Source organism: Caldimonas hydrothermalis (assembly GCF_056746695.1).
The window spans coordinates 220,123-234,953 of the sequence record NZ_JBWQXA010000004.1; the positions used below are offsets into that span (position 1 = coordinate 220,123).

Annotated in this window: 11 protein-coding genes and 2 tRNA genes; 9 read left to right on the forward strand and 4 right to left on the reverse strand. The window is 66.9% G+C overall.

The genetic code is table 11. The features are described 5' to 3' along the window. Positions 1–89: 89 nt before the first annotated feature. From AC1ECW_RS07850 to AC1ECW_RS07865, 4 genes are all read left to right on the forward strand, one after another. A complete protein-coding gene (locus tag AC1ECW_RS07850; RefSeq protein ID WP_409705591.1) occupies positions 90–782 on the forward strand; it encodes a glutathione S-transferase N-terminal domain-containing protein in 693 nt (230 codons plus the stop codon). A 10-nt stretch (positions 783–792) separates the two neighbouring features. Further along, the gene (locus AC1ECW_RS07855; RefSeq protein WP_409705594.1) at positions 793–3,009 is read left to right on the forward strand and encodes a patatin-like phospholipase family protein; all 2,217 of its coding nucleotides are present in this window, start codon (positions 793–795) and stop codon (positions 3,007–3,009) included. Positions 3,010–3,066: 57 nt separating this feature from the next. Next, the gene (locus AC1ECW_RS07860; protein ID WP_409705597.1) at positions 3,067–3,480 is read left to right on the forward strand and encodes a VOC family protein; all 414 of its coding nucleotides are present in this window, start codon (positions 3,067–3,069) and stop codon (positions 3,478–3,480) included. 33 nt (positions 3,481–3,513) lie between these two features. Then, positions 3,514–3,590 (forward strand) — tRNA-Arg (locus tag AC1ECW_RS07865). Between the two features lie 420 nt (positions 3,591–4,010). On the opposite strand, the gene AC1ECW_RS07870 is transcribed toward AC1ECW_RS07865, so the two are convergent. Further along, positions 4,011–4,087, reverse strand: a tRNA-Pro gene (locus AC1ECW_RS07870). 37 nt (positions 4,088–4,124) lie between these two features. After that, positions 4,125–7,979: an ATP-dependent RNA helicase HrpA gene (gene hrpA, locus AC1ECW_RS07875; RefSeq protein WP_481201565.1), complete on the reverse strand. Its 3,855-nt coding sequence runs from the start codon at positions 7,977–7,979 to the stop codon at positions 4,125–4,127. 69 nt (positions 7,980–8,048) lie between these two features. Between hrpA and argA the strand changes: the two genes are divergently transcribed. Next, a complete protein-coding gene (argA, locus tag AC1ECW_RS07880; RefSeq protein ID WP_481201566.1) occupies positions 8,049–9,389 on the forward strand; it encodes an amino-acid N-acetyltransferase in 1,341 nt (446 codons plus the stop codon). Positions 9,390–9,491: 102 nt separating this feature from the next. Continuing rightward, on the forward strand, positions 9,492–9,764 hold the full coding sequence (locus tag AC1ECW_RS07885; RefSeq protein ID WP_481201567.1) for an oxidative damage protection protein: 273 nt from the start codon (positions 9,492–9,494) through the stop codon (positions 9,762–9,764). On the opposite strand, the gene AC1ECW_RS07890 is transcribed toward AC1ECW_RS07885, so the two are convergent. Next, positions 9,743–10,186 (reverse strand): response regulator, encoded by a 444-nt coding sequence (locus AC1ECW_RS07890; protein WP_481201568.1) that lies wholly within the window; start codon positions 10,184–10,186, stop codon positions 9,743–9,745. The two genes, AC1ECW_RS07885 and AC1ECW_RS07890, sit on opposite strands and share 22 nt — an antisense overlap. Before the next feature lie 234 nt (positions 10,187–10,420). On the opposite strand from AC1ECW_RS07890, the gene AC1ECW_RS07895 reads away from it, so the two are divergent. From AC1ECW_RS07895 to AC1ECW_RS07905, 3 genes are all read left to right on the forward strand, one after another. Then, on the forward strand, positions 10,421–11,464 hold the full coding sequence (locus AC1ECW_RS07895; protein ID WP_481201569.1) for a Fe(3+) ABC transporter substrate-binding protein: 1,044 nt from the start codon (positions 10,421–10,423) through the stop codon (positions 11,462–11,464). A gap of 156 nt (positions 11,465–11,620) precedes the next feature. Then, positions 11,621–11,929, forward strand: coding sequence for an H-NS histone family protein (locus tag AC1ECW_RS07900; protein WP_481201570.1), 309 nt, complete (start codon positions 11,621–11,623; stop codon positions 11,927–11,929). Between the two features lie 274 nt (positions 11,930–12,203). Then, complete coding sequence (locus AC1ECW_RS07905) at positions 12,204–12,872, forward strand: N-acyl amino acid synthase FeeM domain-containing protein (RefSeq protein WP_481201571.1); 669 nt, start codon at positions 12,204–12,206, stop codon at positions 12,870–12,872. On the opposite strand, the gene AC1ECW_RS07910 is transcribed toward AC1ECW_RS07905, so the two are convergent. Next, a complete protein-coding gene (locus AC1ECW_RS07910; protein ID WP_481201572.1) occupies positions 12,843–14,750 on the reverse strand; it encodes a response regulator in 1,908 nt (635 codons plus the stop codon). The two genes, AC1ECW_RS07905 and AC1ECW_RS07910, sit on opposite strands and share 30 nt — an antisense overlap. Positions 14,751–14,831 lie beyond the last annotated feature (81 nt).

Genomic DNA, 14,831 nt, shown 5'->3' on the forward strand with positions numbered 1-14,831 from the left:
TCTTGGGGACACTGCCACACGGCGGGCCCGGATCGGCTAGATTGGCGGCTCTTGCACGAACAATCATCCCAACCGACGGAGGTCTGTCCATGATCGAGGTGTATTCCTGGGCCACGCCCAACGGCCACAAGGTCCACATCATGCTCGAGGAGTGCGGGCTGCCCTATCGGGTCGTGGCCGTCGACATCGGCGCGGGCGACCAATTCAAGCCCGAGTTCCTGGCCATCAGCCCCAACAACAAGATCCCAGCGATCATCGACCCCGACGGGCCCGACGGCCGGCCCATCTCGCTTTTCGAATCGGGCGCCATCCTGTTGTACTTGGCCGGCAAGACCGGACGCTTTCTGCCCGCAGACACTCGCGGTAAGTACGAGGTGCTGCAGTGGCTCATGTTCCAGATGGGCGGCGTGGGCCCGATGCTGGGCCAGGCCCACCACTTCCGCCTTTACGCCCCCCAGAAAATCGACTATGCGATCGACCGCTACACCAACGAGGCCCGGCGCCTGTACGGCGTGATGGACAAGCGCCTGGCCAACAGCCGCTACATGGGAGGGCCCGAGTACAGCATCGCCGACATCGCGATCTTCCCCTGGCTGCGCTCATGGAAGAACCAGGGCATCGACTGGAACGACTATCCGCACCTGAAAGGCTGGTTCGATGAGATCTCTGCGCGACCAGCGGTGCAGCGCGGGGTGGAGGTGCTGGCCGACCGGCGCAAGCCCATCACCGACGAGCGCGCCCGCGAGGTGCTGTTCGGCACCGAGCAATACCGGCGTCACTGATCCACCCGCCGTGCGCCTTGCCGCCTGCCTGATCGCCGCCCTCCTGTCCTGGCCGGCCTTGGCCGCCCCCCAGACCGTCGTCGCTGCCGCCGGGGAGCCATCGCGTCCGCGTATCGGTCTGGTGCTCTCCGGGGGCGGCGCCCGTGGAGGGGCCCACATCGGGGTGCTGCGCGCACTGGAAGAGCTGCGCGTGCCGGTGGATCTCATCGTGGGCACCAGCGCAGGAGCCATCGTCGGTGCCGCCTATGCCAGCGGACTGCCACTGCCGGACATCGAGCAGGAGATGCAGGGCCTGAGCACCGGCAGTCTCTTTCGGGATCTGCGCCGCACCGACGAACCCTATCGACGCAAGCTCGACGACAGCACGAACTACATCGGCCCCGAAGTGGGCGTGCGTGCCGACGGGCTGGCCCTGCCCAAGGGGGCTGTCTCGGGCGTGTCGCTGGAGGCCGTGCTGCGCCGGCTCACCCGACGCCAAACGCAGGACGACTTCGACCACCTGCCCGTGCCCTACCGTGCCGTGGCCACCGACCTGGTGAGCGGCGAGATGGTCGTGCTGTCCCGCGGCAGTCTAGCCCAGGCTGCACGGGCCAGCATGGCCGTACCCGGGGCCGTGACACCCGTGGAGATCGACGGGCGGCTCCTGGTGGACGGCGGGCTCACCCGCAACCTGCCGGTGGACCTGGCACGGCAGCTCGGTGCCGACATCGTCATCGCCGTCAACGTGGGCACGCCGCTGCTGCGGCGTGAGGACATCTCGTCCATCCTGTCGGTGACCGAGCAGGTGATCGGCATCCTCACCCATGCGAACGTGAGGCAATCCCTGTCCGAGCTGAAGGAAAGCGACATCCTCATCACCCCGGACCTCGCCGACCTCAGTTCGGCCCATTTCGACCGCCTGTCCGAAGCGGTACAGCGGGGCGAATCCGCCGCACAGGCCGCACGCGAGCGCCTGTCCCGCCTGAGCCTGCCGCCGCCCGTCTACGAATCGCTGATGATCGCGCGCTTCCAGGGCGAGCGGCGCACCCCTGCCCGCATCGACGAGATCCGCGTGACCGGCACCGACAAGGTCAACCCGGCCGTCGTGCGTGCCGCCATGACCACCCGCGAGGGCGACGCCTTCGACAGCCGGCGCCTGGACGACGACATGAAGCGTATCTATGCCCGTGGCGACTTCGAGAGCGTGAACTACACGCTCGTCGAGGAGAACGGCCGCAGCGTGCTCGTCACCGAAGTCACCGAAAAGCCCTGGGGCCCCAACTACCTGCGCTTCGGACTGGCCCTATCGTCCGACTTCCGGGGCAATGCCTACTTCAACCTGCTGGGCACCCATCGCTGGAGCTGGCTGAACGAGCGGGGCGCCGAATGGCGCAACGACATCCAGGTGGGCCGCAACGACCTGGTGCGCAGCGAGTGGCACCAACCCCTTGACACCCGTCAGACGGTCTTCGCCTCGGTGCATGCCCTGCTGCAACGCGACCCGCTGGACATCTTCTCGAGCGGCGGCCGCAAGCGCCTGGTGCGTCTGCGCCGCACGCTCAGTGGCGCAGGTGCGGACCTCGGGCTCACGCTGGGCACTGCCGGTGAAGTGCGGCTGGGCCTGTTCCGCGGCCGGCTGCGCCTGAGCGATGACACCAACGTGCTGGCGGGGCTGATCGCACTGCCCCAGGCCCAGATGGGGGCGACCCGCCTGCAGCTCGGGCTGGACACGCTGGACAATTCTCGCTTCCCGCGCACAGGCTATGCCGCAGAGTTCTCCGTCTATGCCTCGCATCCCCGACTGGGGGCCAGCGACCGCTACACCAAGGCATATACCGCCGCCACCAAACCCCTGACCCTGGGTGTCCACACGGTGATGCTCTCGGGCTTCCTCGGACGCGCGCTGGGAGACCACGCCCTGCCCGACTACGAACTGTTCACCCTTGGCGGGTTCCAGCGTCTGTCGGGCTACCAGACGGGTGAACTCACCGGCACGGAAGTGGGTTACGGCCGCATCAACTACAACGTCCGTCTGACACAGGCCGACCTCTTCGACGGCGCCTACATCGGGCTCTCGCTCGAAGCCGGCCGCATCGGTGAGTCCGCCTTCGGTGCCAACCGGACCTCGCTGCGCCGAGGCGGGTCGATCTACTTCGCGTTCGACTCCCCGCTCGGCCCGGTGTACCTGGCCTACGGCCAGGCTGACGGAGGTCGGCGGGCCGCCTACTTCTTCCTGGGCCGGCCCTGAGCCTGCGCACGCCGCACCCGTGTGCGATGATTGGCGTCTCGCGAGCGATGACACAGCATGCGCAGCCTCTTCCATCTGGCCTACCACGTGCACGACCTTAACGCCGCACGCCGCTTCTACGGCGGTGTGCTGGGCTGCCGCGAAGGCCGCTCCACCGACACCTGGATCGATTTCGACTTCTTCGGGCACCAGATCTCGCTGCATCTGGGCGAGCCCTTTGCCACCACGAACACCGGGCGTGTCGGAGCGCATCTCGTGCCCATGCCGCACCTGGGTGTGGTGCTGGAGTTGCCTGACTGGCAGGCCCTGGCCGAGCGCCTGCGCGCTGCCGGCATCGAGTTCGTGCTCGAACCCCAGGTGCGCTTCGCGGGCGAGCCCGGCGAGCAGTGGACGATGTTCTTCCGCGACCCCTCGGGCAACCCGATCGAAGTCAAGGGCTTCCGCTCTTTCGACGCGGTCTACGACCACTGAATCGCGACGCACGCCACGTAGAATCCCGGCCATCTGCCCGTAGCTCAACTGGATAGAGCAGCTGCCTTCTAAGCAGCAGGTCGGGGGTTCGAGTCCCTCCGGGCAGGCCAACCCTTATCGATAGTGCGCCAGGAAGGCAGCGGCTGAAACGCTGCCCGTGCCTCCTCCCATGCCAGATGGAACGGGGACTCGCGCAGCGGCTCCGGCAGGAGATCGCCGAGCAAGGTGCCCGACCACGTATCAGCCACGCAGGCGATAAAGCGTTGCAGCGGCTTGCGGCCTGATCTCACCGATCCACAGATCCTGTGGACAGCCCTGTGAACACGCCGGGGATGCCCTGGACGAGCCCCGTATCCATCGGGCTTCCGGCTGGATTGCCTGAATTTTCAGCAAAGGACGGGCGCTCAGTGCGTACCCGCATCGGCGAACCGCGGCACAAGCGGCTCCTTGCGCGCGAAGGCGACCCGTTGAACAGTTCTCGAACAGTTGGACACCCCAAAGTGCCCGCTCACGCGTGAAGCTGCGTCGATTGGTCGGGGTGACACGATTCGAACGTGCGACCCACTGCTCCCAAAGCAGTTGCGCTACCAGGCTGCGCTACACCCCGAAGGCGCACATTGTAGTGCGCCGCCGGGGGCGGATGCTCACCCCACGACCTGGGCCCAGGCCTTCTCCAGGCGCTTGACCGACACCGGCTGGGGGGTGCGCAGTTCCTGCGCGAAGAGACTGACGCGCAATTCTTCGAGCAGCCAGCGGAACTCTTCGAGCCGGGCATCGCCTTGGCCCTTCAGTTCCGCCAGTCGCCGTTGATAGCGCTGCTCCAGCGGTTTGACTTCGGCCAGCCGCGCCGCATCGCGCGCCGGGTCCCCGCGCAGCTTGTCCAGCCGCATGACGATGGCCTTGAGGTAGCGCGGGAAATGCACCAACTGGGCGTAGGGCGTGACAGCCAGGAAGCGCTTGCCCATGAGCCGCTGCAATTGCCCGGCCAGGTCATCGGCCACCTCCTTGGGCGGCCTGCTGTCCTTGAGCTTGCGCAGGGCCGCCTGGTACTCGGCCAGGACCATGCCCGCCAGGCGCGCCACCTCCTGTGCAATGAGGTTCAGGCGGGGCCGCCCCTGCTCGATGCGGGCCCGGAACGCGGCCTCGTTCTGTGGCAAGGGGTCGTGCAGGAAGGCGCGGTCCAGCGCCACCTCGATGATCTGCTCGCGCAATTCGTCGGACGTGCCCAGGCTCATGTAGGCCACGGCCATCTTCTGCAGGTCCGGGATGTTCTTCTCCAGGTACTTTAAAGGCTCCCTGATTTGCAGGGCCACGAGGCGCCGCAGCCCCACTCGATGCCGGACCGCGGCCACCTCGGGCTCGTCGAAGACCTCGATCTCCACATGGCTGCCTTTGTCGATCAGCGCCGGGAAGCCCACCAGGCTTTGTGAGCCACGCTGCAGCTCCATCAGCTCGGGCAACTCACCAAACGTCCAGTCGGTGTAGCGAGTCGATGCCACCACCGCCGGGGCGGGTGCCGCCGTGGCCTGGTCCGGCGCCCGCGCCACGGCCCGGGGGGATGCCACCGGCGCCGCCGCTGGGGCCGCCCCCAATTTCAGCGCCGCCAGGGCCTGAAAGGCCCCACGCGCCTGGGTCCCCAGCTCGGCCTTGAGTGCGGCAAGGTTGCGGCCCATGCCCAGTTGGCGGCCATGCTCATCGACCACCCGGAAATTCATGAAGAGGTGGGGCGAGAGCATGTCCAGTTTGAAGTCGCCGCGTTTGACATCGAGCTGGGTGCGGTCACGCACCGCCTGCAGCAAGGATTCCAGCAGCGAGCCCTGGGCGAAGGGGTGGCTGTCGATGAAGGACTGGGCAAACTCGGGCAGCGGCACCAGGCGCGCACGCGGCTTCTGAGGCAGACTCTTGAGCAGCGCGAGCACCTTGTCCTTGAGCAGGCCCGGCACCAGCCATTCGCAGCGCTCTTCACCGACCTGGTTGAGCGCGTAGATCGGCACCGTCACCGTCACGCCATCTTTCGCATCGCCCGGGTCGTGCAGGTAGCTCGCGGTGCAGTCGATGCCGCCTACGCGCACCGTCCTGGGAAAGGCCTCGGTCGTGATGCCCGCTGCCTCGTGACGCATCAGCTCATCTTTCGTGAGCATCAGCAGCCTGGGGTTGCGCAGGCTTTCCTGCCGATACCAGCGCTCGAAGCTGGCCCCGCTGCACACCTCGGCCGGGATCTGCTGGTCATAGAAGGCGTAGATCAGCTCGTCATCGACGAGCACATCCTGACGGCGCGACTTGTGCTCGAGGTCCTCGACCTGGCGGATCAGCTTGCGGTTGTGGGACAGGAAGGGCAGTTTCGTCTCCCACTCGCCCGCGACCAACGCCTCGCGGATGAAGATTTCGCGCGCTGCCGCTGGATCGACCTTGCCGAAGCTCACCCGCCGTTGGTTGTAGACCACCAGGCCATAGAGGGTGGCGCGCTCCAGCGCCACCACCTCGGCGGCCTTCTTTTCCCAGTGCGGGTCCAGCAACTGGGTCTTGAGCAGGTGGCCGGCGACCCAGGGAATCCATTGCGGGTCGATCGCCGCCAGCCCCCGCCCGTACAGCCGCGTGGTCTCGACCAGCTCGGCGGCCACCAGCCAGCGTCCCGGCTTCTTGCTCAGGTGTGCTCCGGGGTGACGCCAGAACTTGATGCCCCGGGCCCCCAGGTACCAGTCGTCCTCGTCACTCTTGCAGCCCACATTGCCCAGCAGTCCGGCCAGCATTGCCACGTGGATCTGCTCGTAGGTGGCCGCGCTGGCGTTGAGCTTCCAGCCGTGCTCGGCCACCACCGTGTGCAGTTGGGCGTGGATGTCACGCCACTCGCGCACGCGGCGAGGGGAGATGAAGTGCTCGCGCAGCAGTTGCTCGTATTTGCGGTGCGACAGGCGGTGCTCGCCATGGCCGCCACGGCTGTCCTCCAGCCATTTCCACAGCTTGAGATAGCCCATGAACTCCGACTTCTCGTCGTCGAACTTGCGGTGCTTCTCGTCGGCCGCCTGCTGCTGGTCCAGCGGGCGGTCGCGCACGTCTTGCACGCTCAAGGCCGAGGCGATCACCAGCACCTCGGCCAGGGACTGGCGCTGCCGCGCCTCCAGGATCATGCGTCCCACGCGAGGGTCCAGCGGCAGCCTGGACAACTCTTTGCCGATGGGGGTGAGCTCGTTGGCCTCATCCACCGCGTTGAGCTCGCCCAGCAGCGCATAGCCGTCGGCGATCGCCTTGCGCGGCGGCGGCTCCAGGAACGGGAAGTCCTCCACCTGCCCCAGGCCCAGCGCCTTCATGCGCAGGATCACACCGGCCAGCGAGGACCGCAGGATCTCCGGATCGGTGAACCGAGGCCGACCGGCAAAGTCCTTCTCGTCATACAGGCGGATGCACACACCGTTGGCCACGCGACCGCAGCGGCCGGATCGCTGCTGTGCCGCCGCCTGGCTGATGGGCTCCACCTGCAGTTGCTCGACCTTGTTGCGATAGCTGTAGCGCTTCACGCGCGCCAGGCCCGAGTCGATGACGTAGCGGATGCCGGGGACCGTCAGCGAGGTCTCGGCCACGTTGGTGGCCAGCACGATGCGCCGCCCGTCGCCGGGCTCGAACACCCGGTCCTGCTCGGCCTGAGACAGCCGCGCAAACAGCGGCAGGATCTGCGCATGCCGGTGCGCCGGCTGGTGCGACAGGTGCTTGCGTAGATGATCGGCCGCCTCGCGGATCTCGCGCTCGCCGGGCAGGAAAACCAGGATGTCGCCCGGGCCTTCGCGCCAGAGTTCGTCCACCGCATCGGCGATGGCGTCGTTGAGGTCGAAGTCCCGGCTCTCCTCAAAGGGCCGCCAGCGCAGCTCCACCGGGTACAGCCGCCCGGACACCTGAATCACCGGTGCCGGCCCCTGCCGGCCGGCGAAGTGCTGCGCAAAGCGCTCGGCGTCGATCGTGGCCGAGGTCACGATGACCTTCAGATCCGGCCGGTGCGGCAGGATCTGGCGCAGATAGCCCAGCAGGAAGTCGATGTTCAAGCTGCGCTCGTGGGCCTCGTCGATGATGAGCGTGTCGTAGGCCGACAGCAGCGGGTCGGTCTGCGTCTCGGCCAGCAAGATGCCGTCGGTCATCAGCTTCACCGAGGCCCCGGGCGAAAGCCGGTCCTGGAAGCGCACCTTGTAGCCCACCACCTCGCCCAGCGGCGAGTTCAGCTCCTGGGCGATGCGCTTGGCCACACTGGAGGCCGCGATGCGCCGCGGCTGGGTGTGACCGATCAGGCCGGCCCCCCCGGCCCCGCGGCCCCGTCCCAGGGCCAGCGCAATCTTGGGCAACTGCGTGGTCTTGCCCGAGCCCGTCTCGCCGCAGACGATGACCACCTGGTGCGCCTGGAGCGCACGCGCAATCTCCTCCCACCGGCCGGACACCGGCAGCGACTCGGGAAAGGTGATCGGCGGAACGGGGTGGGCGGGCCCCGCACTGCGGGGCCGTGCGCTGGAACTCATCGGCTCGTGCAAAATCCGCCATTATTTCAAAGCGCCCGCCCGGACGCGGACCACCGCCCGCCCACCACCATGAGCCTCGTTTTTCCCCACACCTTCGTCCCGTGGTTCCGCTCGGTGGCGCCGTACGTCCATGCCTACAAGGGCAAGACCTTCGTGGTAGGCCTGGCCGGCGAAGCGATCGCCGCGGGCAAACTCAATGCCTTCGTTCAGGACCTGGCGATCTTGCACGCCATGGGCATCAAGCTCGTGCTCGTGCACGGCTTCCGTCCGCAGGTGACCGAACAACTTCGCGCCAAGGGGCACGAATCGCGCTTTTCTCACGGCATACGCATCACCGACCCCATCGCGCTGGACTGCGCCCAGGAAGCCGCCGGCCAGTTGCGTTTCGAGATCGAGGCCGCGTTCTCCCAGGGCCTGCCCAACACGCCCATGGCCAATTCGACGGTGCGCGTGATCTCGGGTAACTTCCTCACCGCCCGGCCGGTCGGCATCGTCGACGGCGTGGACTTCATGCACAGCGGCGTGGTGCGCCGCGTGGACGCAGGCGCCATTCAGCGCGCCATCGACACCGGAGCGATCGTGCTGCTGTCGCCCTTCGGCTTCTCGCCCACGGGCGAGGCCTTCAATCTCACGATGGAAGATGTGGCCACCAGCACCGCGGTGGCCCTGCAGGCCGACAAGCTCATCTTCATGACCGAGGTGCCCGGCATCCGCGAAAACCCCAACGACCCGGACAGCCCGATCGACACCGAGCTGGCGCTGGCCGATGCGCAACGCCTGCTGGCCCAGTTGCCCAGCCCGAGCCAGCCCACCGACACGGCCTTCTACCTGCAGCACTGCGTCAAGGCCTGCCTGGGCGGGGTCGAGCGCTCGCACATCCTGCCTTTCTCCGTGGACGGCGCCGTGCTGCTCGAGGTGTACACCCACGACGGCATCGGCACCATGGTGGTCGACGAAAAGCTGGAAAGCCTGCGCGAGGCCACCGTGGACGACATCGGCGGCATCCTCCAGCTCATCGAACCCTTCGAGAAGGACGGCACCCTGGTCAAGCGCAGCCGCACCGAAATCGAGCGGGACATCGGCCACTACACCGTGATCGAACACGACGGCGTGATCTTCGGCTGCGCGGCCCTTTACCCCTACCCCGAGGCCCGCACCGGCGAGATGGCGGCGCTGACCATCTCGCCCCAGGTGCAGGGCCAGGGTGACGGCGAGCGCATCCTCAAGCGCATCGAGCAGCGCGCACGTGCGATGGGGCTGGAGACCCTGTTCGTGCTCACCACCCGCACGATGCACTGGTTCATCAAGCGCGGCTTCAGCGAGGTCGACCCGGACTGGTTGCCCGAAGCGCGCAAGCGCAAGTACAACTGGGACCGCCGCTCCAAGGTCCTGGTCAAGCGCCTGCGCTGAGCGCACAGGAAATGCGCAAGGCGCATTGGGTCATCGGGCGGCAAGGCCCGTGTCCCGCGCGACAATCCCCCCCGAATCCCTCCGATGACACAAGGCAATTCCATGGCTCGCACCGTTCATTGCGTCTATCTCAAGAAGGAAGCCGAAGGCCTCGACTTCCCTCCCTATCCCGGTGAGCTGGGCAAGCGCATCTACGACCACGTCAGCAAGGAAGCCTGGGCGGGCTGGTTGAGGCACCAGACCATGCTCGTCAACGAGAACCGGCTGAACCTGGCCGACGCACGGGCCCGTCAGTACCTGGCCCGGCAGATGGAGCGCTACTTCTTCGGCGAAGGCGCCGACCAGCCCGCCGGCTACGTGCCGCCGTCGAACTGAACCCTTCGCCCCGGCCGGCCGCCGCCAAGCGGCCCAGCGGAAAACAACGACGCCGGAACCGGCCCGGACCGGGCCGGGCCCAGGCAGTGCACGATCCAGGCATCCAGGGATCGCGGATCCAGCGGCTTGTCCAGGCAACCCAGGCCAGTCATCGATGCGCGCCAACGGCGCCAGCGCCCCTGGCAACCCAGCACGGCCAGTTTTGGTGCGGGCCTGCACGCATGCGGGACACGAAGCTGCCTCACGAGCGCCCAGCCTGCCGGCTCGCCCAGGTGATCGAGGTCCACCACCACCAGATCCACCGGCCGCTCGGCACAGAACTCGATCGCCGCCTCGGCCTCGGCGACATCGGCACAGGCGACCTGCCGCAGGCTCAGCCGGCTGCGCAGATACAGGCTGTGCGCCCCTTCGCACGCCACCAACAGGGCCTGGGCGGGGCGGGGGCGCGACCGTCCATCGGGACTCTCGGCGATGTCAAAAGCTTGGGACATCTGTCAATGATCCCCCGGGCGACACGCGCCCCACAAGGGCAAATGCCACGCTGGCGGCGCGCACGCCGCGACAAGGCCCTGCCATCAGATCAAACTTGCTCAAAATCTTTTTGAGAATCATTCGCGTTTTTGTCTAGAATGCAGCGGTCTTTTTCAGGAGTGACCATGTCCATCCGACGTCTTGCTGCCCCCTTGTGTGCCCTGGCTGTCGCCCTGAGCCTGCCGGCCCTCGCCCAGGACAACCAGGTGCTCAACCTGTATTCCGCCCGCCACTACCAGACGGACGAGGCCCTCTATACCAACTTCACCAAGGCCACCGGGATCCGCATCAACCGGGTCGAAGCCGATGACGCCGGCATCCTCGCGCGCCTGAAGAGCGAGGGCTCGGCCAGCCCCGCCGACGTGATCCTGCTGGTGGACGCTGCCCGCCTGTGGCGCGCCGAGGCCGATGGGCTGTTCTCCCCGCTGCGCTCGAAGGTGCTGGAGGAGCGCATTCCGGCCAAATTGCGCGGTGCCGACAATGGTCAGGGCTCGCAATGGTTCGGCTTCTCCACGCGGGCGCGCGTGATCGTCTACAACAAGGCCACGATCCAGCCGTCTGCCGTCGACACCTACGAAAAGCTGGCCGATCCGGCGCTCAAGGGCAAGGTCTGCACGCGCTCGGGCTCGCATCCTTACAACCTGTCGCTGTTCGGCTCCCTGATGGAGCACATCGGCCCCGAGAAGACCGAGGCCTGGGCCAAGGCGGTCGTCGCCAACATGGCCCGCGAACCCAAGGGTGGCGACACCGATCAGATCCGCGCCGTGGCCAGCGGCGAATGTGGCGTGGCGATCAGCAACAGCTACTATTTTGCCCGCCTGATGCGTTCGAACAAGCCGGAAGATCAAGACGTCGTGCGCAAGGTCGGCGTCGTGTTTCCGAATCAGCAAAGCTGGGGGACGCACGTGAATATCTCGGGCGGCGGCATGGCCCGCCATGCCAAGAACCGCGAAGCGGCCCGGCTGTTCCTGGAATATCTGTCCAGCGACCAGGCCCAGGTTTACTTCGCCAATGGCAACAATGAGTATCCCGTCGTCCCCGGGGTGAAGACCGGCAATCCGGCCCTTGACGCCCTGGGTGAATTCAAGGTCGAACTCGTGCCGATCGCCACGGTCGGTGCCAATACCGCCAAGGTCCAGCAGATGCTCGACCGGGTGGGCTACAAGTAAGCCGGCACGTCCGCCGGCCCCTGCCGGCCTCGCCTTGCGCGCCCGCCGCATCTCCTGTGCGGTGGGCGTTTGTTTTTCGGGAAACTCGGTGAGCGGTTCCAAACCCGGCCCATTCGGGCTATATTCAGCCCTGTTGTCATTTCCGAGGCTGAATACATGTCGACCTATCAGGAACTCCTTGCCCAGAAAGCCGAACTCGAAAAGAAAATCGAGAACGCTCGCAAACAGGAACTGGCCGAAGCCATTGCCAAGATCAAGAGCCTGATGGCCCAATATGGCATCACGGTGGCCGATCTCGGTGTCAAGGCCGCCGCGGGCAAACCCGCAGGGGGCAAAGGTGGCAAGGTGGCGCCCAAATACCGCAATCCCGCCACCGGGGAAACCTGGACCGGGCGCGGACGTCAACCCAAGTGGGTGGAAGCGGCCCTTGCCAGCGGCAAGCAACTGAGCGACCTCGCCATTTGAACCCAAGGGCCCCAGCGGCCGCGCTGACCCGGCGGCCTCGCCCCAAGCCCACTTTGACACGGCCGAAACCCCGGCACACCGATGTCGGGTTTCGGCCGTTTTGCATCGAACACCAGCCCGCTTCCTGCCGCCCGATGCGACATGAAACGCACGCAGGCAGGATATTTTGCGGGCCCCCATCCCCAGGGGGGCCCAAACACGGTAAGTTAGATAGGCCGTCCCAATCCGGTCGCGCTGCCGGGTTGGCTTACTCGATCAAATACGCCTTGCCGCCATGCCCACCGCCCATCTCAGCTTCACCGTCCGGATCGCCCGCAGCCCCCAGGACCTCCAGGCCGCCTGCCGGGTGCGCTCCGAGTCGTATGGACATCATCTCCCGGAATTACGCACCGCCTTTGCGCAACCCGACACCTTGGACCACTCCCCCGCCACGGCCGTGCTGGTGTGCACCGACAAAGCCAGCGGCGAGCCGGTGGGCACGGCGCGGGTCCAGGTCAACAGCCATGGCCCCTTGCTGATCGAAGGCAGCGTGCAAGTGCCCGAGGTCATGCGCGACGACGCGCGGGCCGAGATCACCCGGCTGGCGGTGGTTCCGGGTCAGACCGACCCGCTCATCAAGCTCGCGCTGATGAAGGCCAGCTACCTCTATTGCCTGGCCAACCAGGTGCGCTGGATGGTCATCGGCGCCCGCAGTCCGGCCCTGGTCCGGCAGTACCGGCGTCTGGGCTTCACCAGCCTGTACGACGACGACCGCACCGTGCCGCTGGCGCATGCCGGGAACATCGACCACTGGGTCCTGGCCTTCGACGTGCGCGCTGCTGAGCGCGAATGGCATGCGAAGCACCATCCGCTCTACACCTTCATGGTGGGCACCGTACACCCCGACATCCGGCTGTTCGAACCGGCCATGTCCCTAGGTCGGCAGGAAGCCCTTGCCGCCTAGCGAGGGATCGCTCCTCTCGTCCTGCACCGGGGCGGACGGCGCCCCGCGGTGGCCTGCGGGAGGCTGGAGCCACACGCTCATCAAGGCCATCAGGTCGGCGTCAGTGAAAGGCTTGGCCAGGAAATCGTCCATGCCGGCGCAGATGCAACGATGGCGATCCTCGTCGCTGGCCGTGGCAGTCAGTGCAATCACCGGTACCCGCGCCAAGCCCAGGGCCTGTTCCTGGTTGCGGATTTCGCGCGTGGCTTCGAAGCCATCGAGCTTGGGCATCAGGCAGTCCATCAGGATCAGATCCGGACGCCCCACCTCTCTGAGGGCATGACGCACCGCTTCGCGGCCATCGCGCACGTGCTCGACCTCGAACCCGCAACGCTCCAGGAAGGCCGACGCCACCAGGGCATTGAGATCGTTGTCCTCCACCAGCAGCACATGGGGCTGCCGCTGCCCGGGCGATTCGCCCGCCTGCGCTGCCACGGAACCGCCCACTGTCGAAGCCTGGGCGATCGCTTGCGGGGCTGCCACCGTCTGCGGCTCCTCCGCCGACGGCAGCCGCGCCGTGAAACGGAACAACGAGCCCACCCCCACCGTGCTCTGGCAGGTGATGTCGCCTCCCAGGGCATGGGCGATCTCGCGGGCGATCGTTAGGCCCAGCCCGGTGCCCTCCAGGGGACGCGACGGGCCGGCAGCCACCTGCCGGAAGGCCTCGAAAATGTGCGCCTGATCGGCTGGCGCGATGCCCACACCGGTGTCGCGGACCTCGAAGATCACCGTCTCGTCACCGGGTTCCCGGTGGGCCGCCAAGCCGATCCATCCCTTCTGGGTGAACTTCACCGCATTGCCCAGCAGGTTGTGCAGCACCTGGCGTGTGCGCGCCGGATCGCCCTCCACCCAGCACGGACGCGGCAGACGCAGGTCGCTGGTGAAAACCAATCCTTTGTCTTCGGCACGCACGGCATACACCCCTGCCACCCGCTCCAGTTCGGCTGCCAGATCGAACGTGGTGCGTTGGATCTTCAACTGGCCCGACTCGATGCGGGCGATGTCCAGCAGGTCGTTGATCAGCGACAGCAGGTGCGTTCCCGAGCTCTCGATCAGTTCGACCCGGCGCAGCATCGCCGGGTCCTTGGCGTCCACATGGATCAGCCGCGCCAGCCCGAGGATGCCGTGCAGCGGGGTGCGCAGCTCATGACTCATCGTGGCCAGGAACTGGCTTTTGACGGCACTCTCCCGCTTGGCCAGCTCCAGGGCCTCGGCCCGTTCCTGGGCGATGCGGCTCGCATGCAGGCGCAGCAGGAAGACCTCGGCCAGACGCTTCTCGGAGCGGAAGGCGGTGGTGAGCAACAGGCCCAGCATCAGCACGAGCCCGATGCCCCCCAGGAAGCCGAACTCGTCGCCCCGCCACAGCAGGGACAGTGCAGTGGGGCCGAGCATGGGGGCCACATAGGCGGCCGTGGCCAGCACCCGCACCTGCAGTCCGAAGGTGGCCACCGACGCCACACAGGCCAGACTGGCGGCCACCAGCGAGGCGGTGTGCGAGTCCTGCTGCATCAGCCACGCCCCCGCCAGACCCCAGACGGCTCCGTCCAGTGCCAGCAGCCAGTAGGTGCTGTTGCGCCAGGCCTGCCCCCCGGGATAGCCCTGGCGACGGTACACCTGGGCCTGCACGATACGCGGAATGGCCACCAGCAGCTTCATGACCACCCAGGTCTGCACCAGCAACCGAGGCACGGTGTCGGGCATATGCAAGGCCATGAAGACCGCGAACGCCGTGGCAATGAGCGTTCCGATGGATGCGTGCATCCAGACCATGCGCAGTTGCTCGTCGGCAACCCGCTCTGCAAGGTCACGGTCGATCTGGACGCCTATCGCGTCTGCCATCTTGGTCACCACCACGTTGCCGAGTGTAGTTTTTCACTTCGTGGTATCAACACCCCCACGCCCCTGGCTGGCGCCGCGTGC